At 62.6% G+C, this 24,511-nt stretch carries 25 protein-coding genes; 8 read left to right on the top strand and 17 right to left on the bottom strand.

Features of this window, described 5'->3' with window-relative positions; translation table 11 throughout:
- Positions 1-49: 49 nt before the first annotated feature.
- Positions 50-1,039 (bottom strand): prolyl aminopeptidase, encoded by a 990-nt coding sequence (gene pip / locus LGQ03_RS08335; RefSeq protein ID WP_226748033.1) that lies wholly within the window; start codon positions 1,037-1,039, stop codon positions 50-52.
- Positions 1,040-1,097: 58 nt separating this feature from the next.
- Between pip and ubiG the strand changes: the two genes are divergently transcribed.
- Positions 1,098-1,841: a bifunctional 2-polyprenyl-6-hydroxyphenol methylase/3-demethylubiquinol 3-O-methyltransferase UbiG gene (ubiG, locus tag LGQ03_RS08330; RefSeq protein WP_226748189.1), complete on the top strand. Its 744-nt coding sequence runs from the start codon at positions 1,098-1,100 to the stop codon at positions 1,839-1,841.
- A gap of 16 nt (positions 1,842-1,857) precedes the next feature.
- On the opposite strand, the gene LGQ03_RS08325 is transcribed toward ubiG, so the two are convergent.
- From LGQ03_RS08325 to LGQ03_RS08310, 4 genes are read right to left on the bottom strand one after another with little or no spacing between them, the layout of a single operon-like run.
- Positions 1,858-2,301: a MarR family winged helix-turn-helix transcriptional regulator gene (locus tag LGQ03_RS08325; protein ID WP_177172618.1), complete on the bottom strand. Its 444-nt coding sequence runs from the start codon at positions 2,299-2,301 to the stop codon at positions 1,858-1,860.
- Positions 2,298-3,131 carry a carbon-nitrogen hydrolase family protein gene (locus LGQ03_RS08320; protein WP_226748032.1) on the bottom strand — a complete coding sequence of 278 codons (834 nt, stop codon included), beginning with the start codon at positions 3,129-3,131 and terminating at the stop codon, positions 2,298-2,300. The genes LGQ03_RS08325 and LGQ03_RS08320 overlap by 4 nt, the downstream gene beginning before the upstream one ends.
- Positions 3,128-3,385 (bottom strand): glutaredoxin 3, encoded by a 258-nt coding sequence (gene grxC, locus LGQ03_RS08315; RefSeq protein ID WP_090158081.1) that lies wholly within the window; start codon positions 3,383-3,385, stop codon positions 3,128-3,130. The genes LGQ03_RS08320 and grxC overlap by 4 nt, the downstream gene beginning before the upstream one ends.
- 34 nt (positions 3,386-3,419) lie before the next feature.
- On the bottom strand, positions 3,420-4,145 hold the full coding sequence (locus LGQ03_RS08310) for a double zinc ribbon domain-containing protein (protein WP_226748031.1): 726 nt from the start codon (positions 4,143-4,145) through the stop codon (positions 3,420-3,422).
- A 13-nt stretch (positions 4,146-4,158) separates the two neighbouring features.
- Here LGQ03_RS08310 and LGQ03_RS08305 point away from each other — a divergent pair, with 13 nt between their 5' ends.
- Genes LGQ03_RS08305 through LGQ03_RS08295 form a run of 3 tightly spaced genes read left to right on the top strand, consistent with a single transcriptional unit; the run spans position 4,159 to position 7,334 of the window.
- Positions 4,159-4,980, top strand: coding sequence for a methyltransferase domain-containing protein (locus LGQ03_RS08305; RefSeq protein ID WP_226748188.1), 822 nt, complete (start codon positions 4,159-4,161; stop codon positions 4,978-4,980).
- Positions 4,981-5,033: 53 nt separating this feature from the next.
- A complete protein-coding gene (hemH, locus tag LGQ03_RS08300; protein ID WP_090158083.1) occupies positions 5,034-6,110 on the top strand; it encodes a ferrochelatase in 1,077 nt (358 codons plus the stop codon).
- A 57-nt stretch (positions 6,111-6,167) separates the two neighbouring features.
- Positions 6,168-7,334, top strand: coding sequence for an MFS transporter (locus LGQ03_RS08295; RefSeq protein WP_226748030.1), 1,167 nt, complete (start codon positions 6,168-6,170; stop codon positions 7,332-7,334).
- Positions 7,335-7,371: 37 nt separating this feature from the next.
- Here LGQ03_RS08295 and LGQ03_RS08290 read toward each other — a convergent pair whose 3' ends face one another.
- Entirely contained in the window at positions 7,372-7,962 is a 591-nt protein-coding gene (locus LGQ03_RS08290) for a L,D-transpeptidase (protein ID WP_090158700.1), read from the bottom strand.
- 160 nt (positions 7,963-8,122) lie between these two features.
- On the opposite strand from LGQ03_RS08290, the gene LGQ03_RS08285 reads away from it, so the two are divergent.
- Positions 8,123-8,695, top strand: a complete 573-nt coding sequence (locus LGQ03_RS08285) for a CAP domain-containing protein (protein WP_226748029.1) — start codon at positions 8,123-8,125, stop codon at positions 8,693-8,695.
- Here LGQ03_RS08285 and LGQ03_RS08280 read toward each other — a convergent pair.
- The 7 genes from LGQ03_RS08280 to hslO all read right to left on the bottom strand — a co-directional run bounded on the left by LGQ03_RS08280 (position 8,692) and on the right by hslO (position 16,918).
- On the bottom strand, positions 8,692-9,195 hold the full coding sequence (locus LGQ03_RS08280) for a L,D-transpeptidase family protein (RefSeq protein WP_226748028.1): 504 nt from the start codon (positions 9,193-9,195) through the stop codon (positions 8,692-8,694). The two genes, LGQ03_RS08285 and LGQ03_RS08280, sit on opposite strands and share 4 nt — an antisense overlap.
- Positions 9,196-9,282: 87 nt before the next feature.
- On the bottom strand, positions 9,283-10,479 hold the full coding sequence (locus LGQ03_RS08275) for a class I SAM-dependent RNA methyltransferase (protein WP_226748027.1): 1,197 nt from the start codon (positions 10,477-10,479) through the stop codon (positions 9,283-9,285).
- Positions 10,476-12,308 carry an ABC transporter ATP-binding protein gene (locus tag LGQ03_RS08270; protein WP_226748026.1) on the bottom strand — a complete coding sequence of 611 codons (1,833 nt, stop codon included), beginning with the start codon at positions 12,306-12,308 and terminating at the stop codon, positions 10,476-10,478. The genes LGQ03_RS08275 and LGQ03_RS08270 overlap by 4 nt, the downstream gene beginning before the upstream one ends.
- Positions 12,305-14,137 carry an ABC transporter ATP-binding protein gene (locus LGQ03_RS08265; protein ID WP_226748025.1) on the bottom strand — a complete coding sequence of 611 codons (1,833 nt, stop codon included), beginning with the start codon at positions 14,135-14,137 and terminating at the stop codon, positions 12,305-12,307. The genes LGQ03_RS08270 and LGQ03_RS08265 overlap by 4 nt, the downstream gene beginning before the upstream one ends.
- 57 nt (positions 14,138-14,194) lie before the next feature.
- Positions 14,195-15,340, bottom strand: coding sequence for a CCA tRNA nucleotidyltransferase (locus tag LGQ03_RS08260; RefSeq protein ID WP_226748024.1), 1,146 nt, complete (start codon positions 15,338-15,340; stop codon positions 14,195-14,197).
- Positions 15,337-15,933 carry a CoA pyrophosphatase gene (locus tag LGQ03_RS08255; RefSeq protein ID WP_226748023.1) on the bottom strand — a complete coding sequence of 199 codons (597 nt, stop codon included), beginning with the start codon at positions 15,931-15,933 and terminating at the stop codon, positions 15,337-15,339. Before LGQ03_RS08255 ends, LGQ03_RS08260 begins: the two co-directional genes overlap by 4 nt.
- Positions 15,920-16,918, bottom strand: a complete 999-nt coding sequence (hslO, locus tag LGQ03_RS08250; RefSeq protein WP_090158092.1) for an Hsp33 family molecular chaperone HslO — start codon at positions 16,916-16,918, stop codon at positions 15,920-15,922. The genes LGQ03_RS08255 and hslO overlap by 14 nt, the downstream gene beginning before the upstream one ends.
- 76 nt (positions 16,919-16,994) lie before the next feature.
- Here hslO and LGQ03_RS08245 point away from each other — a divergent pair, with 76 nt between their 5' ends.
- Both LGQ03_RS08245 and LGQ03_RS08240 read left to right on the top strand, forming a co-directional pair.
- A complete protein-coding gene (locus tag LGQ03_RS08245; RefSeq protein WP_226748022.1) occupies positions 16,995-17,429 on the top strand; it encodes an NUDIX hydrolase in 435 nt (144 codons plus the stop codon).
- Positions 17,430-17,511: 82 nt separating this feature from the next.
- Entirely contained in the window at positions 17,512-18,732 is a 1,221-nt protein-coding gene (locus LGQ03_RS08240) for an argininosuccinate synthase (protein WP_226748021.1), read from the top strand.
- Between the two features lie 197 nt (positions 18,733-18,929).
- On the opposite strand, the gene LGQ03_RS08235 is transcribed toward LGQ03_RS08240, so the two are convergent.
- Together LGQ03_RS08235 and LGQ03_RS08230 are read right to left on the bottom strand one after the other, a co-directional pair.
- Entirely contained in the window at positions 18,930-19,628 is a 699-nt protein-coding gene (locus LGQ03_RS08235; RefSeq protein WP_226748020.1) for a sulfotransferase, read from the bottom strand.
- On the bottom strand, positions 19,625-20,527 hold the full coding sequence (locus LGQ03_RS08230; RefSeq protein WP_226748019.1) for a D-amino acid aminotransferase: 903 nt from the start codon (positions 20,525-20,527) through the stop codon (positions 19,625-19,627). Before LGQ03_RS08230 ends, LGQ03_RS08235 begins: the two co-directional genes overlap by 4 nt.
- A 135-nt stretch (positions 20,528-20,662) precedes the next feature.
- Between LGQ03_RS08230 and msrA the strand changes: the two genes are divergently transcribed.
- Entirely contained in the window at positions 20,663-21,298 is a 636-nt protein-coding gene (gene msrA, locus LGQ03_RS08225; RefSeq protein ID WP_226748018.1) for a peptide-methionine (S)-S-oxide reductase MsrA, read from the top strand.
- Here msrA and LGQ03_RS08220 read toward each other — a convergent pair.
- Together LGQ03_RS08220 and LGQ03_RS08215 are read right to left on the bottom strand one after the other, a co-directional pair.
- Positions 21,295-22,170, bottom strand: a complete 876-nt coding sequence (locus tag LGQ03_RS08220) for a ribokinase (RefSeq protein WP_226748017.1) — start codon at positions 22,168-22,170, stop codon at positions 21,295-21,297. The genes msrA and LGQ03_RS08220 overlap by 4 nt on opposite strands.
- A 1-nt stretch (position 22,171) precedes the next feature.
- On the bottom strand, positions 22,172-24,421 hold the full coding sequence (locus LGQ03_RS08215) for an NADP-dependent malic enzyme (protein WP_226748016.1): 2,250 nt from the start codon (positions 24,419-24,421) through the stop codon (positions 22,172-22,174).
- Positions 24,422-24,511: the final 90 nt, after the last annotated feature.

Genomic DNA, 24,511 nt, shown 5'->3' with positions numbered 1-24,511 from the left:
TGCTGTGACTGTCTTGCAGGTTCGGCCGCAATGGCCGTCCTGTCAAACCCTATAGGCCCAGGGCCGCGCGCTGGGCGGCAAAGCGGTCCATCGCCCGCACCAATTCTGCGCTGATCCCCGGCTCCGACAGCGCGTGACCCGCGCGCCCGACCAGCTTCAGCTTCGACATTGGCCAGGCCTGCGACAGCCTGTAGGCCGAAATCGGCGGACAAATCATGTCATAGCGCCCCTGGACGATGACACCGGGGATCTGCGCCAGACGGTCCATGCGGTTCAGGATCGCCGTGTCGTCGTCCAGCCAGCCCTGATTCTGAAAATAGTGGTTTTCCAGCCGCGAAAATGCGCGGGCATAATCGGCGGGGGATTCGCCGGTCACACCATCGCTGTCTATCGCTGCCAGCGCGTTTTCCCAGGCAGCCCAGGCGCGGGCGTATTTGATTTCCTGCATCATGTCGCCGGAAAACAGGCGCTTGTGATAGGCCGCAATCAGGTCGCCGTGTTCGTCCTCGGGGATCAGCTTGGTAAAGCGGTCCCACAGATCGGGCCAGAACCGGCCCGCACCACCGCCATAGAACCAATCCAGTTCCGGCTGCGTCATCAGGAACACGCCCCGGATCGCAAGGGCCGCTGCACGGTCGGGATGCGTTTGCGCATAGATCAGCGACAGTGTCGCACCCCAGCTGCCACCAAACACGATCCACCGGTCAATTTTCAGCGTTTCGCGAATCAGTTCGATATCGCGGACCAGATGCCAGGTCGTGTTGTTGCTGACCGCGGCATGGGGCCTTGATCGTCCGCAACCGCGCTGATCGAACAGAATGACCCGGTAGTGTTCGGGATTGAAATAGCGGCGCATCGCGGGGCTGCATCCACCGCCCGGACCACCATGCAGGACGACCACGGGAATGCCCGCAGGGTTTCCGCATTGTTCAACGTAGACCGTATGCCCATCACCAACGTCCAGAGTCCGCTGATCAAACGGATCAATCGGCGGGTAGAGATAGGCTGATGCGCTCTTTTGTTTCAGGCTTCTGTCCATGACAGTGGCATATAGTGCGCTACAATCTAAATCCACGCCCAACCCACTTGAGGACGCGATGAATACCAATACGATTGATGACGGCGAAATCGCCAAGTTCGAGGCGATGGCTGCAGAATGGTGGGACGAGACTGGCAAGTTCAAACCGCTGCACATGATGAACCCCGTCCGGCTGGACTATATCACGATGCAGGTGGCCGCCCATTACAACCGCGACCTGTCGGCCGACCGGCCCTTTGCCGGGCTGCGCATCCTCGACATCGGTTGCGGTGGCGGTCTGTTGTGCGAACCGATGGCGCGGCTGGGGGCCGATATCGTGGGCGTCGATGCGGCCCCCCGAAACATTCCCGTCGCACGGGTTCATGCCGAACAATCCGGACTGGACATCGATTACCGTGTGGGCACCGCCGAGGCGCTGGCCGCAGCGGGCGAACAGTTCGATGTCGTCCTGAACATGGAAGTGGTCGAACATGTGGCCGATCCCCAAGGCTATCTGGACGCTTGCCACGATCTGCTGAAACCGGGCGCGATCCACCTGTGTTCGACCATCAACCGCAACGCCAAATCATTCGCCATGGCCATCGTCGGGGCCGAATGGGTGATGCGCTGGCTTCCCAAGGGGACGCATGAATGGTCGAAATTCATCACCCCGGACGAGCTATTCGGCATGATGACCAAGGCCGGAATGGAACCCGTTGACCGCACAGGTTACGTGTTTAACCCGCTGAGTTTCACTTGGTCGATGTCGCCCAAGGATCTGTCGGTGAACTATGTCACCGCCGCGGTCAGGCCCGCCGGCTAGGATACTGCGCGGGACGTCAGGTCTGATCCGACAATTTGACCCGCAGTTCGCGCAATAGCGGCAGGGCGGCGCGGACCTTGTCCTCGCCCACCTTGCCGGCGACATCTGCAACCAGCGGTGTGATCGCCGCGATGGCCGCGTCTCGGGCGGCGCGACCCGCCGGACTGATCGACACCATCTTCTTGCGGGCGTCATCCCAATCGGGGCGGATATGGATATAGCCTGCCCACTCCAGCTTGGTCAGCGTGTTTGTCATCGCACCGCGCGTCAGGTGAAAGGTCTGCGCCAGCTGCGTGGGCGAGCGTTCCGCGTTGCTGTGGGCCAGATGGTTCAGCACGCTGAAGTGCGACAGTTCCATCCCCTTGGGCAGCACACGCGTCAGGGCATGGCGCACCAATTGATCCACGGCCAGCAGTTCGCTGAACAGGCTGACGGCAAGGTGCTGATTGGTATCGGTCAATGTGGCCCCGCGAATGGTCTGTCATGCGACAACGCCGGAATACGCCGCCGGGCCTGTTCTACCTGCGTCAGGTCAAGGTTCACAACCGTCACGCCGGGCGTGGTGCCGGCGTCGGCCAGCACCTCTCCCCAGGGGGCCACGGCCAGCGCATGCCCCCAGGTCTGACGCGGCCGCCCCGCCTGTGCGGGATGCGTGCCGGTCTGGGCGGCAGCAAGGACGAAACACCCTGTTTCAATGGCACGCGCACGCAGCAGCGTTTCCCAATGGGCCGCCCCCGTGACCGGAGAAAACGCAGACGGCACAAGCAGGATATCGGCACCCGCCTGCGCCAATGCCCGATAGAGATACGCAAACCGGAGATCATAGCAGATCGACAGGCCCAGCGTGGCCGTATCCGCGCGCACCGTCACGGCCTGCGCCCCCGGACGGTAGCCCGCGGATTCACGATAGCTTTCCGTGTCGCTGACGGTCACGTCGAACATGTGGATCTTGTCGTAGTAGGCCGCTATCGCGCCGTTTGGATCGATCAGGAAACTGCGGTTGGCGAACCGTCCGTCCACGTCATCCGTTTTCAGCGCCAGCGACCCGATGGACAGCCAGATTCCCAGATCCGCCGCCTGCGCGCGCAGGGCTGTCAACGTGGGATCATCGTCCTGCCGGCGCAGAACAAGCTGCTGGTGCGCCCGGTCCTGACTGACGCAGTTCGTCACCTCTGGCGTGCAGATCAGGGTGGCACCGGCCGCGGCAGCCTGCGCCACATAGGCCTGTGTTGCGCCCAGATTGACATCCGGGTCGTCGCCACTGGTCAGTTGGACCAGCGCCGCCTTCATGCGGCCAAGAGGGCGTCCAGCTTACCCGCCTGTTCCAGCGCATATAGATCATCGCAACCACCCACGTGCACCTCACCCACGAAAATCTGCGGCACGGTGCGGCCACCATTGGCGCGCTGCATCATCTCGGCCCGTTTTTCGGGCTGCTGTGCAAGCGAGATTTCCTGAAACGCCACACCCTTGGAGGTCAGCAAGCGTTTGGCGGCGTGGCAGAAACCACAGGTCGGTGTGGTGTAGATTTCAACGGATGACATGACGATCCCTCGGGTTCAGTGGGTTTGATCATATCTAGTCATCTTTGACCGCCCTTGCCAGTGTGAGGACATGCACCTGCTGTGCGCCAGCGCGCAAAGCCGCGTCAGCCGCAGCTGCAAGCGTGGCACCCGTGGTCATCACGTCATCCACGATCAACATGCGACGACCCGCCATCGCCACCCCACGGCGCGGATGGGGCTGGATGGCGCGGTCGAGGGCGGCAAAGCGGGCGCTGCGGCCTGTCTGCACCATCTTGGGTGCGGGACGTGGGCGCACCAACGCATCAGGCAGATGTTCCAAGCCCAACCGGTGGGCCACCAGCGTCGACAGCAGGTTCGCCTGATTATAGCGCCGCGCCAACAGGCGGGACCAATGCACGGGAACCGGCACGACGAGGGTGTCATCGTCAAAGAGCCCGGACGCCGCCTGCGTCATCCAGCGCGCGGCAGGCACGGCCAGATCGGTGCGGTCGCCGTGTTTCAGACCCAGCACCATCCGCCGACCGATCCCGTCGTAGACCAACGCCGCGCGTCCCCGCGCCCAGGGACGCGCCAGGGTCATGCAGTCGTCGCAATGCAGCACCGCACCGCCTGCGTCGTCCCCCATCAGGGGCGCACCGCACAGGTCGCAGGCCGTGCCGGTGATGAACCGCGTATCGCGCCAGCACGGGCCGCACAGACCATTTTCCGCAGCCGTGGGCTGATCGCAGGCGACGCAACTGGCGGGATAGATGGCGCGGATCACGCTTTGCAACTTCATCGCTTGCCCCTACATGACGCGGATGCAGCCATTGACCGACCGCCCCGCCCTGATACGCAATCGCGCCCGCGCCACCGAAAATTTCCTGCGCGTCCGCGCCATCGACGATGTCGAGGAAAGACTGCAAGAGGTTAACAGGTCGTTTACGGATGTGGCGATCGTCACGCCGCGGCCAGACCTGTGGCAGACGCGCCGGGCAGACGCGCGAATTGTCGCAGACGACGATATTCTTGATCTGCCGCAAGAGGCGTTCGACTTGGTGATCCACGACCTGTCCCTGCACTGGGCGCAGGATCTCGTGGGGCAGTTGGTGCAATCGCGGCGGGCCTTGCGTGCGGACGGATTGTTTCTGGCGACACTGTTCGGGGGGCAGACACTAAACGAGCTGCGCAGCGCATTGGGACAGGCCGAGGCGCGTATCACCGGCGGGCTGTCGCCACGGATCGCGCCGATGGGCGAAATCCGCGATCTGGGCGGGCTGTTGCAACGTGCTGGATTCGCGCTTCCCGTCGCTGATTCCGACACGATAACAGTGACTTATACCGATGCCCTGGCGCTGATGCGTGACTTGCGCGCCATGGGCGAAGGCAACGCGCTGGACGCACGCCTGCGGCATCCGACACGCCGCAGGGTCATGGATGCGGCAACGCAGCTGTATGCGGATCACTTCGGCACGCCGGACGGACGCGTCACCGCCACCTTCGAGATCGTCACGCTGACGGGATGGTGCCCTGCCGCCAACCAGCAGCAGCCCCTGCGCCCCGGCTCTGCCAAGACCCGGCTGGCTGACGCGCTGGGCGTGCCAGAGGCACCGCTGGACCCGTCCATAGATTGACCTGAGCCGCAAAGCGTTTATCTGACCCCTACCCCGCCGCAGAGGAGTTTTCGATGTTCGACGCAAAGTCAGAAGTGCGCCCCGCCACATGCCCGGTCCATGCCCCTGCGGACCACCCTGCCATTGAACCGGCCCGCGTCGGGATTCTGCTGGCGAACCTCGGCACACCTGACGGCACCGACTATTGGTCGATGCGGCGTTATCTGAACGAATTTCTGTCGGACAAGCGCGTGGTCGATTATTCCGCATGGATCTGGCAGCCCCTGCTGCAGCTGGTCATCCTGTCGAAACGCCCCTTTACCTCTGGCGCGGCCTACCGGTCGATCTGGAACACCGAAGCGGACGAAAGCCCGTTGCTGACGATCACCAAGGAACAGACCGCCGCCATCAAGGAAGAGATGCACAAGCGCTATGGCGACCGTGTGCGTGTCGATTTCTGCATGCGCTACGGCAACCCGTCGACCAAATCCAAGGTCCGCGAAATGACCGAGGCCGGTTGCCAGAAAATTCTGTTTTTCCCGCTGTACCCGCATTACGCTGGAGCCACGTCGGCCACAGCAAACGACCAGTTTTTCCGCGCGTTGATGCAGGAAAAATGGCAACCGATCGCCCGCGTGGTCGAACCCTATTACGAGGATCCGGCCTATATCGACGCCTTGGCCCAATCCATCGAAACCGCCTACGCCAAGATGGACAAGAAACCGGAAAAACTGATCTGTTCCTATCACGGTGTGCCGGAACGCTATCTGCGTGAGGGCGATCCGTACCACTGCCAGTGCCAGAAAACGACGCGCCTGCTGAAGGAACGGCTGGGCTGGGACGACACGCAAATCGTCACGACATTCCAGTCGCGTTTCGGGCCAGAGGAATGGCTGAAACCCTACACCGTCAAGGAAGTCGCTCGTCTGGCCGAAGAAGAAGGCGTCAAAAACATCGCCGTCTGCGCGCCTGCCTTTTCAGCCGATTGCATCGAAACGCTGGAAGAGATCAACGAAGAGATCAAGGAAAGCTTTGAAGAAGCGGGTGGCGAGCATTTCACCTATATCCCGTGCCTCAACGCTGACGCCGCGCATATCCACGCGCTGTCTGGTGTCATCGACCGCAACCTGACGGGCTGGATCGACCAGTAGGGCTTGCGCGTTTGCCCTGCCCGTGTCAGCGATCACGCTGACATCAGGGAGGGTTCCATGTCGATCATTGGCCGGATGAAACCGCAGCACCGCGTCTTTGCGGGATTTGCAATCTATGCATTCATCTTGGGTCAATTGTTCACCCGCCTGCCCACGGTCAAGGACGCGATGGGCATTGGCGAAGGTGCGCTGGGCCTTGGGCTGATCGGGGCGCCCGTCGGCACACTGATTGCGCTGACACTGGCCCCGCCGCTGATCGAACGGTTCGGTCACAAACGGTCGATGATTGCCGCGCTGTGCGCCATGTCGGTATTCTACGCCATTGCCGTCCATGCCACCGGGCCGGTCGCGCTGTTCTTGTTGCTGGTGCCCGCGGGCCTGACGCTGGGCACCGTCGAGATCATCATCAACCTCGAGGCCGACCGGGTCGAGGCGACCCTGCCCTACCGTATCATGAACCGCGCCCATGCGTTCTGGTCGCTGGGGTTTTTCGGTGCCGGCCTGTTCGGTGCGCTGATGGCGCAGATCGGGCTGTCGCCACAACTGCATCTGGCGCTGGTCGTGCCGCTGTCGGGTGCCGCGATCTGGCTGCTGCTGTCGGATTTCAGCGCCGCACCGAAACGGGGATCGGAAATGACCGGTCCGTCATCCATGGTCGCAAGGCCGTCGCTGGCGATCATGGCGCTGGTCGGGCTGTGCCTGTCCGCCATGGTGCTGGAAGGCGGATCGATCGACTGGTCCGCGATCTACATGCGCACGATTTTCGAGACAGCGCCCTATTTCGGCGGGCTGACCGTGGCGACCGTGGCGCTTTCCCAGGCGCTGTTGCGCTATTTCGCGGACCCGGTCGTCGACCGTTTCCAGCCCGTCCCTGTCGCGCGCGGGATGCAGGTGGCAATGGCTGTCGGCGTCGTCATGGTCTTTTTCGCGCCGAATGCCTGGGTCGCACTCGCAGGTTTCGCCATGATCGGGGCCGGCACGTCGGCGCTGTTTCCACTGGCCATGTCCGCCGCAGCACAACGCACGGACAGACCGTCATCGGTCAATGTCGCAGCACTCGCGCAGTTCAGCTTTGTCGCATTCCTGCTGGGACCGCCGCTGCTGGGTTTCGTCGCGGAACACATCGGGTTGCGTTGGGTGTTTGGCCTTACCCTGCCGCTGATCCTGCTGTCGGCAGCCCTGTCAAAAGGCCTGCAACCAGACACGGAAAAGCGCGCGGCCTGACCGGCCCGCGCGCCTGCATTCCGGCAAGTCTGATCCGTTACAGAACCAGAACCTGCGTGCCCAGTTTGGTCATGTTGAACAGCTCGGCGATATGTTCGTTGTACAGACCGATGCAGCCGTTCGATGACCGGCGACCGATCTTGCGCGTGTCGTGGGTGCCGTGGATGCGGTAATACTGCCATGTCAGCCACAGCGCATGGGTGCCCAGCGGATTGTCGGGGCCGGGACCGATGTAATCGGGCCATTCGGGGTTGCGTTCCTTCATCGACGGGGTCGGACGCCAGTCGGGGCCATCGACCTTCTTGATGATCTCGGTTTCGCCACGGCGGGTCAGATCGTCGGTCAGCGGAACGGACGTGGGATACAGCTTGTAGATGCTTTCGTCCTCGCTCCAGTAATGCAGCGCCCGGCTTTGCAGGTCGACGAGGATCGCACCATTCGTCAAGCTGCCAAAGTAGGGGCGCCAGTCCAGCGACCGGAAACTGGCGACGTTACGCGTGACGGCACTGCCACCGCGGATGTTGGCTTCCATCTCGGTGCTGTTGGCTTGCGCCAATGCAGGTGTCGCAAGGGCGGCGGCACCGGTTGCCAGCATGGCACGGCGCGTGATCAGGGTCGGTTTCTTCATCAAATCCACCTCAGCTTCTTATTTTGCTTTTGCAACGGATAGGCGGGGCGTATCCAGCGGACAATTCAAACTTGCGTGCATTGGGCAAAGCCTTGCCGAAGCGTGTTTGATTAGCATCGCAAGCTCGCGTAACACAGAGCTGAATTTGAAGGATCACCTGATGCATCGACGCCTTGTTCTGACTGGTCTGGCCACCGTCTCACTGACTGCCTGCGCACGCGCACCGCGTGGCCGGATCGGCCCTGACGGCCTGCCGCTGCCGCAGGTCTACAACATTCAGCCTGGCGACGAGGATGACATCCAGTTTCGCATGCTGGACAGTGTGAATACCCTGCGTCGCGCTGCCGGCGTACCATCGGTGGAGCTGGACCCGCAGCTGACCGCCGCGGCTGCCACCCATGCCCGCGACATGCAGGCCCAGAACCGTCCCTGGTTGTTCGGATCTGACGGATCGTCACCGCTGGACCGGGCACGCATCGCAGGATTCCGAGGTCGGATTCTGGGCGAAAACATCGCTGAATCCTACGAAACAGAGCTGGAAACCCTCGCCGCCTGGATGAAGCAAGAAGACACGCGCCGTGTCGTGCTGGACCCGGCCGCGCGGCGCATGGGCCTTGCTTGGTCCCAAGAGGCAAACGGCAAGCTGTGGTGGACGATGAACATGGGTAGCGACCCGTTCGCACAGGCACCAATCGCCAGTGTCGCAGGGTTCACCCCCGCGATCACGCGCTAAGGGTAGATAAAGATCGGCGTGCCGTCGCGCACCATGGCATAGATTTCTTCAATCTCGGGATTGGTGACGGCGATACAGCCCCAGGTCCAGTCGGGCTGTCCGATATACATTTCTGGCGTGCCGTGGATAAAGATATCGCCGCCCGGTGATTTACCCATGGCACGTGCCACCGCGATATCGCGCGAATTCGGGTAGGAAATGCCCAGTGACAGGTGAAACCGGCTGTTGGGGTTGCGGCGATTGATACGATAGGCGCCTTCGGGCGTGCGACCGTCACCTTCGACGACCTTGTGACCTTCGGGGGCGAACCCCATTTCCATTTCGTATTGCTTCAACAACTGGTTGTTGTGCAGCAATTGCAGAATGCGCTGGCCCTTGAACACCTGAACGCGTGTCACCTCGGGACCGTTGTAGGTCAGAAAACGCGCTGGTTTACCGGCACATGCAGCGAGAAACGCGCCCAATGCCCCGAAAATGGCGAAACGTCGTGTCAGGTTCATGGCTCGTCCCCACAGGTCCGGTCTGCGCCGGTCACCCGCAATCTACGACAGCGCGCGAACCTGCGCTAGCGGACAAGCGGTGCAACATCACCCGCGTGTCAGTTGCGCCACCACTTCTGCGTGAGGTGACCAGCGGAACTGGTCCACAACCTGAACCCAGTCAACGACAAATCCCGCAGCGACCAATGTGGCGACATCCCGCCCAAAGGTGACGGGGTTGCACGATACCATCGCCACCCGGTTGATCCCGCTGGCCGCAATCGTGGCCACCTGTGCGGCAGCGCCTGCACGCGGCGGGTCGATGACAACGGCATCAAACCCGTTGAATTCGTCGGGTTCAAGCGGACGGCGGAACAGGTCGCGTGTCAGCGTGGTGACCCGTTTCAACCCGCGCGCACTGCGCCAGCCCCGATCCAGTGCGGCCAGCATCTCGGGCTCGCTCTCGACGGCCAGCACCTCTGCCTGCGTGGCGAGGGCCAGCGCAAACGTCCCGCAACCGGCAAACAGATCAACAATGCGATCAGCGCCTTGCAGGATCTCCTGAACCGCGTCGCGCAGGGCACCCTCGCCATCAGCTGTGGCTTGCAGGAATGACCCCGGCGGCGGCGTGACCTGCACCGGGCCAAAGGACTGCGCCGGGGACTGGATCGTCACCAAGGTTTCATCGTTCCACGTCAGCCGTGCCAACCCGCTGTTCTGCGCAAAAACCGCAAGGTCGAGGCGCAACTGGTCGGTCAGTGGCTGGTCGGTGCCGATCAGCACATCCAGCCCGTTCAGGCTCTCGGTAACGGTCAGCGCGACCTCGCCCCGGCGGGACGCGGCCAAGACGGTCAACGCTTCCAGCATCGGGATCGCGGCAGACAGCGCGGGCGTGACCAGTTGGCAATCGGGCACCGCCACCAGAACATCGGATGCACGTGCGTGAAACCCGACCATCGCCCCCTTCTTCGTACGGCGACCGGCAAATTTAGCACGCCTGCGCGATTGCGGTGGAGAGGTGTGCAAGGTGCGAAACGGCGGTGTCAGGCCATGCGCGGACAGGGCCCGTTCGACGATCCCCTGTTTGAAACCAGCCACATAGGCATCAGAGGCATGCTGCAACGCACAACCGCCACAGGTTTTAAAATGACGGCAGGGCGGTGCGACCCGATCGACCGACGGTGTCATGATCTGCGCCGATCCATCGTCGCGCAGGGCCACGTCCTCGCCCGGCAGGGTGCGCGGGATCAGCGTGCCATCCTCGGTGCGGCCCAGTCCCAGATGCGTCATCGCGGTGATTTTCATTCAGCGGCGTCCTGTAGCGTCAAGAAGCCCCCCGATTGCCTATTCCAGTAGCGCGCGTAAAGCCCATTTTGCGCCAGCAGGCTGTCATGGGTGCCTTCTTCGACGATACGTCCCTCTTCCAGCACGATGATCCGGTCCATCTGGCGCAGCGTGGACAGCCGGTGTGCAATGGCGATGACCGTCTTGCCGTCCATCACCTGATCGAGTGCGGTTTGAATCGACGCCTCGACCTCGGAGTCCAGCGCACTGGTTGCCTCGTCCAGGATAAGGATCGGCGCATCCTTGAGGATCGCGCGGGCAATCGCGATGCGCTGCCGCTGGCCGCCCGACAGTTTCACGCCGCGTTCGCCCAGATAGGCGTCGAACCCGGTGCGTCCGGCATGATCACGCAAACCCGGAATGAAACTGGATGCCTCGGCCCGGTCGGCGGCGGCTGTCAGGGCTGCATCGTCCGCATCGGGATTGCCGTAGCGGATGTTGTCGCGTGCAGAGCGGTTGAACATCGACGTTTCCTGCGTGACCATCCCGATCTCGCGCCGCAGGCTTTCTTGTGTGACGTCCCGCAAATCCTGACCGTCGATCAGAATCCGCCCCTTTTCCGGGTCATAGAGCCGCAGCAACAAGGCAACGAGCGTGGATTTCCCCGCGCCGGATGCACCGACGATCCCCAGTTTTTCGCCCCCGCCGACGTGCAGGGTTACGTCGCGCAGACCGCCCTGCCCACCGCCATAGGTAAACGTCACACCGTCCAGCGTGACCGCACCATCCGTCAGCGCCAGTGCTGCGGCATCAGGGGCATCGGTCAGGGCATGGGGTGGCGACAGCGTCTGGATCGCGTCCTCGATTTCGCCCACGTTGCCGTACATCTGCATCAGAGTGAAACTGACCCACCCCGTCATCTGCGACAGCCGCAATCCGATGGTGCCTGCAATCGCGATGTCACCGGCGGTGGCCGCACCATTGGTCCACAGAAGCAGCGTGATCCCGACGAGAAGGACCGGCAGCGTGCCCGCCAGCGCCATCAGGAACAGGCGAAACCACACGTTCACCCACCCATAGGCGAGCCCCGCCACGCGGAATTTTTCCATCGCGCCGATGGCGGCCCGGTCCTCGTGGTCGGCATGGGCAAACAGCTTGACCGTCTTGATGTTTGTGATCGTGTCGACGACCTGCCCGCTGACCATCGCCCGCGTGCCGGCCCGCGCCTTGGACGTGGCGCGGATTTTCGGCATGAACCCCCGGATCAGCGCGATATAGGCAACCAGCCAGACGGCCAGCAACAGGGCTGACCACATATCAATGCCGGTCAGTAGCAGCACGGACCCCACGACCGAGGCCAGCGCGTAGACCACCGTTTGCACGAAATCGACAGCCGTGTCGGTCGTCGCCCGCGCCGCCTGCATCTGTTTTTGGCTGATCCGACCTGCAAAATCGTTGTCAAAGAAACTGACCGCCTGTCCCAGCGTGTGCCGGTGCAACCGCGACAGCACCAGCGTATAGATGCCCGGCCCCATCACCACGACGTTCAACAGCGCCGACAGCCCCAGCGTGATCGGCCGCGCGAGGATGAAAAACGCCACGACAGCAGCCAACAACCAGACGTTGCTGGCAAAAAACCCATCCGCGTCCGCTGCAAGCGCCCGGTCGATCACCCGGCCAAGAATCAGCGCGGAGATCACCTCGAGCGCGCCAGCCGCGATGGACAGCAACGATCCCAGACCCAGTGCACGCCCACTGCCTGCCAACGCCCAGCGCAGGAATGCGGCCAGTGAATCCGGTGGCGGTCCCTCTGCCGGGGCAAAGGCGTCGATCATCGTTTCGGGTTTCATCCGTCGTCCCCTAAAAATCCGCCTGACTGACGCGCCCAGAACTGGGCATAGCGCCCTTGCTGCGCAAGCAGGCTGTCGTGCGTGCCGTCCTCGACGATGCGCCCGTTTTCCATGACGATGATCCGGTCCATGCGCGCGATGGTCGACAGGCGGTGCGCGACGGCAATCACCGTCTTGCCATCCATCATCGTGACCAATGCGGACTGGATCGCCGCCTCGACCTCTGAATCTAGCGCGCTGGTGGCTTCGTCCAGCACCAGGATTGGTGCATCCTTGAGAATGACGCGGGCCAGGGCGATACGTTGCCTTTGCCCGCCTGACAATTTGACCCCGCGTTCACCCACCAGTGCGTCGTAACCACGCCGCCCCTCGCTGTCCTCGAGCGTCAGGATGAAATCATGCGCAGCGGCCTGCCGGGCTGCGGCAATCATCGCGTCCTCGTCCGCATCGGGCCTGCCATACAGGATGTTGTCCCGCACGGACCGGTGCAAGAGAGAGCTGTCTTGCTGCACCATTCCGATGGCACGCCGCAGACTGTCTTGCGTGACGTGGCGAATGTCCTGTCCGTCAATCTCGATCCGACCCTGTTCTGCGTCATAAAAACGCAACAGCAGTTTGATCAGGCTCGATTTTCCGGCCCCGGACGCGCCAACGAGGCCGACCTTTTGCCCCGCCGGAATCGTCAGGTCGATCTGGTCCAGACCGCCGCCGCCCCGGCCATAGTGATGGCTCAGCCCTGTGATCTGCAATGCACCTGCGGTCATCACCAGCGGTTTGGCATCGGGGCTGTCGACCAGCCGCGTGCGCTGGCCGATGGTTTCCAACCCCTCGGCCACGACGCCAAGGTTCTGGAACAATGTCGAGACCGCCCACATGATCCATCCGCTCATGCCGTTCAGGCGCAATGTCAGCGCGGTGGCAGCCGCGACAACGCCGGCACTGGCCAGCCCGTTCAGCCACAAAAACAGCGCATAGCCGACGACGCCGACGATCAGCCCGCCGTTCAGCACCAGCAGCGCGATGTCCATGATGGAATAGAGTCGCATTTCACGCTGGAACGTGGTGCGCGCGCCCTCGATCGCGTCGCGGGCGTAGGCCACTTCCTTGTCGTGATGGGCAAACATCTTGACCGAGTGGATGTTGGTGTAGCTGTCCACGACACGGCCCGTGACCACCGAACGCGCATCGGACGCAGCCTTGGACGCAGGCCCGATGCGGCGGATCGTCCATTGCAGCAGCAACAGATAGGGCACCAGCCACAGCATCATCGGCAGGATCAGCCGCGCGTCGCTGTTGCCCAGCAGGATCACCGCACCGATCAGATAGGCCAGCGCAAAGGCAATCGCGTCGAACACCTGAAAGATCGCCTCGCCCGCGGCGGGTGGCGTCTGCATGATCCGGTTCGCGATGCGCCCTGCAAAATCGTCCTCGAACCAGCCGACGGACTGGCGCAGCACCTGCCGGTGCGCCCGCCAGCGGACCAGCGTGGTGAAATTCGGCAGGATCGTGTTGTTCAGCAACGCCACCTGTGCGCCCTGCACGATGGGGCGCAGGACCAGAATGAACAGGGCCACGACGATCAGTTCGATCCCGTGGTTGTCCCAGAATGCCGCGCGCCCCGTGTCCAGCAGATCGACCAGCCGCCCCAGGTAATAGATCAACCAGACCTCGACCGCGGCGACCGCAGCCGCCAGCACGGCAGTGACCGCGAACATCCGCCGAAACGGTCGCGCGTAGTCGCGCAGAAACGGGATCAGCCGCTGCGGCGGCGTATCCGTTTCCGTGTAGGCAACATAGGGATCGACAAGACGTTCAAAGAAACGAAACACGAAAGACAGACCTGAGATGTGATTAGGCCCTCGGTGTCTGCCCCTTTGTCCGGGGTTTCAAGTGGCACCGCGTAGCAGGTCGTCACGTGTCAGTGTGAAACCGGACGCGATCCAGCGTGATTCGGCCTGTTTCAGGGCCTGTCCCAACGCAGGTCCCTGCACGGCAGGCATGAAATCGGCGGCACTGACCGGCAGGATCTGATCCGCGCCAAAACGGGCGCTTTGCACTGCTTTGGGGTCGATTTCCTGCCCCATGGTCGCGGCAAGGATCGCCAGTTTGTCGATCGCGATAGCCGCGCCGTGTCGATATCCCATTTCCGCCGGGCTTGCCTGGTCGGCGCGCAGCGTGTGGATCATCGCGGCCTGTGCCTTGCTCAGCCGTAGCCGGTCCAGCGATCCGCCCAGCGCCGCGAGGCGTCGCATTGGATCGGGTGCCAGACCCGCGCGTTGTTCCACATGCACCAGCACGGTCAACACATCGGCAGCGGCCCCGGTCAACACCCGCATCAGCGCGCCACAGGCGGCCATGCTGGCGAAAGCGGGTGCCGGATCGGGCGCTGCCAGCAGCTTGAGCAGTTCCTGCGTGACCCGTTCGGCGGACAGGCCATCCAATCCGTCGGCATTCATCGCGCAGGCCGCCAGACCATCGGCGTCGATGCCCAGCGCCGGGTCGCCATACCAGGCAAAGAACCGGAAAAACCGCATGATACGCAGGTAATCCTCGCGGATGCGCAGCACGGGATCACCAACGAACCGCACCCGCCCGGCCAGGGCATCCGGCACACCGCCCAATGGATCGGCGATTCTGCCGTCCGCGCCTGCATAGAGCGCATTCATCGTGAAATCCCGGCGGCGGGCATCCTGAGACAGATCATCGGTGTAGGCGACGGTGGCGTGCCGCCCGTCCGTGTCGATGTCGCGGCGAAACGTCGTGATCTCGTAGGGTGCGCCATCCGCAATCACCGTGACGGTGCCGTGGTCGATCCCGGTCGGCACGACCTTTAGCCCCGCTGCCTGCGCCAGCGCCATCACCCGGTCAGGACGGGCATCCGTCGTCAGGTCCAGATCACTGACCGGTGCGCCGATCAACGCGTTGCGCACGCAACCGCCGACGAACCACGCCTGATGGCCTGCCTCTGTCAGCATGGTGCAGACCGCAACCGATGCGGGCGTCGTCAGCCAGGGGGCATTCAACCGGGTCATACTGCCATCCGGTCAGCCAGCGCGCGCAGGATCCGGCCCGTGGCCCCCCAGATGTAATAGGGGCCGTAGGGTACGGTATAGTAATGCCGCCTGCTGCCTTGCCAACGGCGGCTTTGGACCAGGAAACGGGCGGGGTCTGTCACATGGGCCAATGGCACCTCGAACACTTCGGATACTTCGCCCGCCTCGGGACGCGGGGTGAAATCCCTGTCGATCATCCCGATCACAGGGGTCATGTCAAAACCGGTCACCGTCTCGTGGCTGGGCAAGGCACCCAGCACACGTACGGCAGACCGGGGCAGACCGACCTCTTCCTCTGCCTCGCGCAGGGCGGCGGCGATTGCGTCAGCGTCGCCTGCATCCAGCTTGCCACCCGGAAAGGCAATCTGCCCCGGATGGTGGCGCAAGGCAGCAGACCGTTTCGTAAGGATTACGGTCCCACTGGCCGGCCGCACGGCGATTAGCACGGCAGCCGGTCGCAATGTGCGGCTCGCCGGTCGCATCACGTCGGGGTTCAGGTCATAATCAGTGGATGGCCGGCCCGGACGGGCCAGCGCACCCAGCAGACGGGATTCCAGATCAGGCGTCGCCATCGGTTTTTTCGGCCTCGAACCCCAGCGTATCGGGCTGGAATTCGTAATGCGCGCCGCAAAACTGGCAATCGGCGGTAACGATGCCTTCGTCGGTGGTCATCGTGCCGATGTCCTTGGCCGAATAGATCGACAGGCTTTGACGGACGCGATCAGCCGAACAGGTGCAACCAAAGGTGATGGGCTGGGCGTCATAGACGCGCGGTGCCTCTTCGTGAAACAGACGCACCAGCAGGTCCGTAGGCGCAACCGATGGCCCGATCAGTTCCAGATCGTCCACCGTGTCCAGCAGCAGGTTCGCACGGCGCCAGTTTTCGCCCTCATCATCCGTCAGAATATCCTCTGCGGCCAGCAAACCACCCTCGCCGCTGCCGCCTTCACCGCTGGCAAAGGGGGACGCCTTGGGCATGTGTTGCAGCATGACGCCACCGGCACGCCAGCGCGCGCCCTGGCCTGCGTTCTGGTTCAGGCCGAACGACAGCGAGAACCGCGTCGGAATCTGTTCGGACTGAGCAAAGTAAGTCTCGGCGCAGGCGGACAGGCTACTGCCGGTCAGGGGCGTGATCCCCTGATAGGGTGCCATGCCGCTGCCCTGGTCGATCAGAATGGCGAAATAACCGTCGCCAACCTGCGAAAACGGGTCTGCACCTGCATCCAGCAGATCGGCGTCATATCCGGCGTAGGCCCGCATCCGGGCCGGTTCGCCGTCCTCGGTCGGGCCATAGTAATCCGTGGCGATCAGGCGCGCGGCACCCGATGACCGCACCTGTAGCGACAGCTTCCATTCCAGTTTCATGGTCTGGCCGATCAAGGCGGTCAGCAGGGCCATTTCGGCAACCAGTGCCTCGATGACCGGAGGATAGTCATGCTGTTTCAGGACCGCATCCAGAACACCGTCCAGGCGCGCAACGCGGCCCCGGATGTCGGACGCATCCAGCGTGAATGGCAGAACGGTGTCGTCCCAGGCGATCTGAGAGCCTAAGGTCATGGGCTTTCCTAACTTGTGCGGAATTGGCATATCGGGTCCATATAGTGACGGCAAGCAATGGTCCAAGGGGGCGACGATGATCCGCAGATACGGGACACCCCCGAAACATGACGTGCGCTATGGTTTGCGCCCCGGTGCCTATGTGATTTTGCCGCGTGACGGGATGCTGTTGCTGACATGGCAGGGCGATCCGCACAACGAATTGCAACTGCCCGGCGGCGGCATCGATCCGGGCGAGACCCCCATTCAGGCGCTGCACCGCGAGGTGTTCGAGGAAACCGGTTGGCGCATCGCCAAACCCCGCCGTCTGGGGGCGTTTCGCAGGTTCACTTGGATGCCCGAATACAAACGCCACGCGGAAAAGCTGTGTCATATCTACGTGGCGCGCCCCACCCTGCGGATCAGCCATCCGGTCGAGCCGAACCACACCGCCGTCTGGGTCAGCCCCACCGATGCGCTGGGGATGCTGGCAAATGACGGCGATGCCGCGTTTTTGCGGGATGTCATCTGACCGGCAACGGCGCAAACCTTGCCCCGCATCACAAATCGCAGTATCGCGCTGGACCAACGCTCACGTTGCAAAGGCCCTTACCATGACCGCGCCCAAGAAAGTCGTCCTCGCCTATTCCGGCGGTCTGGACACATCCATCATCCTCAAATGGCTCAAAACCGAATACGGCTGCGAGGTCGTGACCTTTACCGCTGACCTTGGTCAGGGTGAGGAACTGGAACCCGCCCGCAAGAAGGCCGAGGATATGGGTGCCTCCAGCATCTATATCGAGGACCTGCGCGAGGAATTCGTGCGTGATTTCGTGTTCCCGATGTTCCGCGCCAATGCCGAATACGAGGGGCTGTATCTGCTGGGCACATCCATCGCGCGCCCGCTGATTTCCAAGCGTCTGGTCGAGATTGCAGCGGCAGAAGGTGCCGATGCCGTCGCCCACGGTGCAACCGGCAAGGGCAACGATCAGGTCCGGTTCGAAATCGCGGCCTACGCCCTGAACCCCGATATCAAGGTCATCGCCCCCTGGCGCGAATGGGACCTGACCAGCCGCACCAAGCTGCTTGAATTTGCCGAACAACACCAGATTCCCGTCGCCAAGGACAAGCGCGGTGAGGCACCGTTCAGCGTCGACGCCAACCTGCTGCACACCTCGTCCGAGGGTAAAGTGCTGGAGGACCCCGCAATCGAGGCCCCCGATTACGTCTATCAGCGCACCGTCGCACCAGAGGACGCCCCCGATACGCCCGAAATGGTGGAAATCACCTTTGAGCGTGGCGATGCGGTTGCGATCAACGGCGAGGCAATGTCGCCAGCCACGATCCTGACCAAGCTGAACGAACTAGGCGGCAAGCACGGCGTGGGTCGTCTTGACCTCGTGGAAAACCGCTTCGTGGGCATGAAATCCCGCGGCATCTACGAAACACCCGGCGGCACCATCCTGCTGGAGGCCCATCGCGGCATCGAGCAGATCACGCTGGACAGCGGTGCGGGCCACCTCAAGGACAGCATCATGCCCCGCTACGCAGAGCTGATCTACAACGGGTTCTGGTTCTCGCCAGAGCGGGAAATGCTGCAAGCCCTGATCGACAAGAGCCAGGAGCAGGTACAGGGCACCGTCCGCGTGAAACTGTACAAGGGTTCGGTCAACACCGTCGCCCGCTGGTCCGATGCCTCGCTTTATTCCGAGGCGCATGTCACGTTCGAGGACGACGCCGGTGCCTATGACCAGACCGACGCGCAGGGTTTCATCCAGCTGAACGCGCTGCGCCTGAAACTGCTCGCCGCACGCGCACGGCGGTTGAAGAAGTAGAACGAAACAACCCGCCCCGGTTTGCACCGGGGCGGGTTTAACAAATCACTCGTTAACGCCGGGCCTGGCGATACTGGTTAAAACAATACTCACTATCCTGCCCGGATATCTGAAACATTTCAGGTCGCGTGCAATCTTGGCGACCATTCGTGAACAGTCACGAGGCGCATCCGGGCAAAGTTTCAGGGGCAGACGAATTATTTCAGCCGACAGGAAAACAGCCTGTCGTAATGCGACATCGCGCGCGCGGCGAGGGCTGCTGCCTCGCCCGTCAGGTCCGGCAAAGCCTGTTCAGCCGCGGCGAACCCGGTGCTGGCATGAACCGCACCATACCAATGCGGGGCCCACGCCCCATCGTCAGGATGGCCGCCTGCGGGCCAGGACAGCATCGCAGGATCAAAATCCAGACCGATCGCGTCGCACAATTTGCGCAACATGGATTCTGGGTCAGCCCGGATATCGGCGCTGTCTATGACCATCCCGCCAATCCGGTCGAACAGGGCCGTCTGCGCGGCAAAGCCGATATCGTCATCCGTGACGCTATCGCGTTTTGCGCCGTAGCTGGCAACGACCCGCGCGGGATGGCGGATCAGGTGAATATTGACGCAGTCCGACACCCAGTCCAACGGCATCCCGTCCATGTGATGCGGCATGTGTTTCATGTAGAAATGGGGCTTTTCATCGGGGATCGGCCCGGCGCAGCGCGCAGCAACACGGGCCGGATCGGTTTCATGCGCCGCCAGAATGACATCGCGCATCGGATGGTCCGCGCCCGTCCGTGCGAGGTAGGGCGCGTAGAATGGTTCATCCCAGACCGCGAAATCCGGCCGCGCGGCAAAGCTATACATCATTGCCGTCGACAGGTTGCGCGGCCCGGACCACATCGCGATTTTCATGCCGCCGCCACCAATGCCTTGTACAACCCCCTGATCCGTGTGGTCACCGGACCCAGCTGCCCGCTGCCGATCACCCGCCCGTCGATCGTGCCAACGGGCGTCTGCGCACCAAAGGTACCCGTCAGGAACGCCTCGTCCGCGCCATAGGTATCAACCAGCGAATAATTGCGTTCAAACACCGGAATGCCATCCGCCCGGCACACGTCGATCACCTTTTGCCGGGTTATGCCGTTCATGCAGTAGTCCCCGGTGCTGGTCCAAACCGCCCCCTTGCGCACGATAAAGAAATTGCAGGCGTTGGTGGTGTTCACGAAACCATGCACGTCCAGCATCAGCGCCTCGTCCGCGCCCGCCTTTTGTGCAGCGATACAGGCCAGGATGCAGTTCAGTTTTGAATGGCTGTTCAGCTTGGGGTCTTGGGTCATCGGCAGACCGCGTTGGTGCGGGACCGTCGCCAGATTGATCGGGCGCGGAATGGACGGTTTGGAATGTTCCATGATGATGACCATGGTCGGACCCGACTGCGACAGCGACGGGTGCTGGAACGGGCGCACCTTGACCCCGCGCGTGATCATCAGCCGTGCGTGCGCATCGGTGGTCATGTCGTTGGCGCGGCGCGTGTCCTCGAGCGCGGCAATCACGCCTGCCCGGTCCAACCCGATGTCCAGATCAATCGCCTTTGCGGCCTCGAACAGACGGTCCAGATGATCGTCCAGAAAGGCCCAGCGACCGTCATACAGGCGCAGACCTTCCCAGATGCCGTCACCCAGCATGAAACCGCTGTCATAGACGCTGACCGTGGCCTCGGCCTTGGGTCTCAGATGGCCATCGACCCAGATCAGAATGTCATTGTTGCGCAAATCCTCTGCGGATTGATGGGTCGATACCTCGGGGGGCATTGAAAATCCTTCCAGTTTTCCGCGACGCTAGGCCGATCTTTCACACGGGTAAAGACCGCGTGAGGACGCCGCGACAGCATTGCGCAGACGCTGTGCGCCGTTGCACGGTCAGGCGACTTTGCGAGGGGGAAAGTAATGTTCAAACGTCTGATCACCGCCGTGATCTGTGCACTGGGTCTGACGACCGGGGCACAGGCACAGGCGACGCACACCGCCATCGTTGCGGGTGGCTGTTTCTGGTGTGTCGAGGCTGATTTCGAAAAGGTGCGCGGTGTCGGCGATGTCGTGTCAGGCTACACCGGCGGCACGACGGCGAACCCGACCTATAATGCTGTCGTACGTGGCGGGACCGGCCACTACGAGGCGGTATTCATCCCGTTCGACCCGAACGTGATCAGCTACCGCGAAATCATCGACCTGTTCTTGCGCAGCATCGACCCGCTGGATGCCGGCGGACAGTTCTGCGACCGTGGCAACAGCTATCGCAGCGCGATCTTTGCGCTGAACCAGCAACAGGCAAACGAGGCGACGGCAGCGATCAATGCAGCCCAGCGCCAGCTGCGCCGACAGATCGTCACGCCCGTTCTGCCCGCCAGCACGTTCTATCGCGCCGAAGCTTACCATCAGGACTACTACAAGAGCGAAGGTCTGAAGGTCACGCGCGGCGGCGTGAAAACCAAGATGGGGGCCTATGAATACTATCGCCGGGGCTGCGGCCGCGATGCCCGCGTGGCGCAGATCTGGGGCGCAGATGCGCCCTTTGTCCACTAGCTGCCGTCGAGCATCATGTCCTGGACCTCCTTGAGGTCCGGGATCACGTCCGCGGTGCCATGGCGTTGCACCATCAGCGCACCGGCCCGCATCGCGACACCGATGGCCTGCGCCATGGGCTGCCCGCGATCCAGCCCGGCCAGCGTGTAGCCGGTGAACGTGTCGCCAGCCCCGGTGGTATCAACCGGTTCGACCGGGATCGCGTCAAAATGCTGTTTGCCTGCGCGACTGTACCAATCGGCCCCGTCTGCCCCAAGGGTAACGATCACGTCGGCCACGCCCAGCGCATCCGGCGTCAGGCCCGTCGCATCCTGTAGCTGCTGCGCCTCGACCGCGTTCAGAAACAACAGATCCAGCGCCGGCAGAACCGCCTGCACGCGGTCCGCATCAAAGGGTGCGGCGGCGTAGGCGATGCGCAACCCCATCTTGCGCCCCAGTACGGCGGCGGTGCGTTGCAGGTTGGTTTCGTTCTGGATCAGCAGCCAATCGCCGGTTTCGGCCTCGGACAGGGCTTCTTGCAGGATGGACTGCGGGATGACCTCGTTGGCACCGGGGGACAGGACGATCATGTTTTCACCCTGAAGATCGACAACGATCAGCGCCTGCGTGGTATCCGCATCGACCCGCGCGATGAACCGCGTGTCGACGCCGTATTCCATCAATCTGTCGACGCACCATTCACCATCGTCACCGACAGCGCCGATGTGATGCACGGTGGCACCCGCACGGGCACCGGCGACGGACATGTTGGTGCCCTTGCCACCCAGAAACAGCGCATGATCGGTGGCAGACAGGGTTTCGCCCGCCTGTGGAATATGCGGCACGGCATAGACGTGATCCGCGTTGATTGATCCCAGGTTCCAAATAGCCATGTCAGGCAATCTTTCCGGCGGCGATCACCGCCATGTTCAAAATATCATTGACCGAAGACACGGTGGAACAGATCTGCACGGGTTTTCCAACCCCCGACAGGATCGGGCCGATGACTGTCGCGCCGCCCATCTCTTGCATCAGCTTGACGCTGATCGAGGCAGAATGCCGCGCGGGCACCACCAGCACATTGGCTGGCCCCGTCAGACGGCTGAACGGATAGGCCGCTGCCGCAAGCGGGTTCAGCGCCACATCGACCGTCATTTCGCCTTCGTATTCGAAATCGACACCGCGACGGTCCAGCACCTCGGGGGCGCGGTGCATCTTGTCCGCGCGTTCCGATTTCGGGTAGCCAAAGGTCGAGAAGCTGCAAAACGCGACACGCGGTTCCAGACCAAAGCCGCGCGCAACCTGTGCGGCACGGGTGGCGATATCGGCCAAATCCTCTTCGTCCGGCCATTCCTGCACCAGCGTATCGGCAATCAGCACGATCCGGCCCCGATTCAGCAGGGCCGTCACGCCGACAGCACCATCCTGCGGTTTCGCGTCAAAGACATGGCCGATCAATTCCAGCACTTGCGCGGATTTGCGCGTGGCCCCCGTGACCATCCCATCCGCGTGCCCATGCGCCAGCATCAGCGCGGCAAAGACATGCCGGTCACGCGCGGCCAGCCGGTGCACGTCCTGACGGTCATGGCCCTGACGTTGCAGGCGGGCGTAGAGAAACGATTTGTAGGTTTCCAGGTGTTCCGTGTTCGCCGCATTGACGATCGTCAGCTCGCCAATGGCGTCATCCAGCTTTTCGGCGCGTAACAGCGCCTCGACGTCGCGTGTGCGCCCCACGACCAGCGCACGGCCCAGCCCCTGCCGCTGATAGGCGATGGCCGCACGGATGACGCGCGGGTCGTCGCCTTCGGCAAAGACCAGCGTCGATTGGGCGCTGCGCGCACGCGCATAGAGCCCGCGCAGAATGTTCGCCGTGGGGTCCATCCGTGCGGTCAACGTCGCGACATAGCTGTCCATGTCGATGATCGGGCGGCGTGCAACACCGGTATCCATGCCAGCCTTGGCAACCGCCGGGGGGATACGACTGATCAGACGCGGATCAAACGGCGTGGGGATGATGTAATCGCGGCCAAAGTTAAGTTTGCGCCCATAGGCAGCCGTCACCTCGTCCGGCACGTCCTCTCGGGCCATTTGCGCCAGCGCATGGGCGCAGGCGATTTTCATCTCGTCGTTGATCGCACGGGCGTGGATATCCAGCGCGCCACGGAACAGGTAGGGAAAACACAGCACGTTGTTGATCTGGTTGGGATAATCGCTGCGGCCAGTGGCCACGATCGCGTCATCACGGACGGCGTGCGCCTCTTCTGGCGTGATCTCGGGATCGGGGTTCGCCATGGCAAAGATCACCGGGTTCGGCGCCATGCTTTCGACCATGTCCTGCGTCACGGCCCCCTTGGCCGACACCCCCAGAAAGACATCGGCACCCTTCATCGCGTCCGTCAGGGTCCTTGCGTCCGTGGTCGCGGCATGGGCCGATTTCCACTGGTTCATACCTTCGGTCCGGCCCTGATAGATCACGCCTTTGGTGTCGCACATGATGCAGTTGTTATGCTGCGCGCCCATCGCCTTGAGCAATTCAAGGCAGGCAATCCCCGCCGCCCCTGCGCCGTTCAATACGATCCGCACATCCTCGATCTTTTTGCCGGACAGATGCAGCGCATTGAGCAAACCCGCCGCACAGATGACCGCCGTGCCGTGCTGGTCGTCGTGGAAAACGGGGATATCCATTTCCTCTTTCAGACGCTGTTCGATGATGAAACATTCCGGTGCCTTGATATCCTCGAGGTTGATCCCCCCGAAGCTGGGTCCCATCAGCCGGACCGCATTGCAGAACGCATCCGCGTCCTCTGTATCCAGTTCCAGATCGATGGAATTGACGTCGGCGAACCGTTTGAACAAGACGGATTTACCCTCCATCACCGGTTTCGACGCAAGCGCGCCCAGGTTCCCCAGCCCCAGCACAGCCGTGCCGTTGGAAATGACCGCGACCAGATTGCCCTTGTTGGTGTAATCATAGGCCAGCGCGGGATTGGCGTGGATCTCCTCGCAGGGGATGGCCACACCCGGGGAATAGGCCAGCGACAGATCGCGCTGCGTGGTCATCGGGACCGTCGCGTTGATTTCCCATTTGCCCGGTGCGGGTTGCAGGTGGAACGCCAGCGCGTCTTCTCTTGTTACTTTGGCCATGAATATCCCCTCCGGTCAGGCGGCCACGTTAGACAGGCCCGCGAATTGGCTCAACCGCTGCTTTCATGGTCCGGCGCGCAATGTTAGGGT

It is taken from the genome of Loktanella gaetbuli, assembly GCF_020531945.1.
Lineage (GTDB): Bacteria > Pseudomonadota > Alphaproteobacteria > Rhodobacterales > Rhodobacteraceae > Loktanella > Loktanella gaetbuli.
This window is presented reverse-complemented; position numbering and strand designations above follow the sequence as displayed.